1 pseudogene is annotated in these 1,102 nt (G+C 68.9%); it reads left to right on the top strand.

From position 1 onward, the window contains the following. Positions 1-1,102, top strand: a pseudogene (locus RB628_RS40165) (alpha-1,4-glucan--maltose-1-phosphate maltosyltransferase); the annotation flags it as partial.

Genomic DNA, 1,102 nt, shown 5'->3' on the forward strand with positions numbered 1-1,102 from the left:
CGGCCCGGCTGGCGGCGGCGCTGACTCCGGCGGTGAGCAAGGTGCTGGCCCGGTATCCGCTGCGTGATCCGGTCACGGTCTCCGAGCCGCTGGCGCTGGTGGTGGAGCGGGAGCGGGCCCTGTACGGGGCCTGGTACGAGTTCTTCCCCCGCTCCGAGGGCACGCCCGGGCAGCCGCACGGGACGTTCCGGACGGCGGCGCGGCGGTTGCCGGCGATCGCCGCGATGGGCTTCGACGTCCTCTATCTGCCCCCGGTCCACCCCATCGGCCACACCTTCCGCAAGGGCCCCAACAACACCCTGTCCGCGACGGCGCGTGATGTGGGGGTGCCGTGGGCGATCGGCTCGCCGGACGGCGGCCACGACGCCGTCCACCCGGATCTGGGCACGCTGGAGGACTTCGACTTCTTCGTCGCCGAGGCCACCCGGCACGGTCTGGAGGTGGCGCTCGACTTCGCGCTGCAGTGCTCCCCGGACCACCCCTGGGTGCAGAAGTACCCCCAGTGGTTCCACCACCGCCCCGACGGCACCATCGCGTACGCGGAGAACCCGCCGAAGAAGTACCAGGACATCTACCCCATCGCCTTCGACGCCGACCTGCCCGGCCTGATCGCCGAAACGGTCCGGGTCCTGCGGCACTGGATGGCCCACGGGGTGCGGATCTTCCGCGTCGACAACCCCCACACCAAACCGGTCGTCTTCTGGGAACAGGTCATCGCGGACATCAACCGCACCGACCCCGACGTGATCTTCCTCGCGGAGGCGTTCACCCGCCCGGCGATGATGCACACCCTGGCCCAGATCGGCTTCCAGCAGTCCTACACCTACTTCACCTGGCGCAACACCAAGACCGAACTCACCGAGTACCTCACCGAACTGTCGGGCGAGTCGGCCGCGTACATGCGCCCGAACTTTTTCGTCAACACTCCCGACATCCTGCACGCGTACCTTCAGCAGGGCGGGCGCCCCGCGTTCGAGGCGCGTGCCGTGCTGGCCGCGACGCTCTCGCCCACCTGGGGTGTCTACAGCGGCTACGAACTGTGCGAGAACACCCCGCTGCGCGCGGGCAGCGAAGAATACCTGGACTCCGAGAAATACCAACT

The organism is Streptomyces sp. ADMS, from assembly GCF_033441795.1.
Taxonomy (GTDB): Bacteria; Actinomycetota; Actinomycetes; order Streptomycetales; family Streptomycetaceae; genus Streptomyces.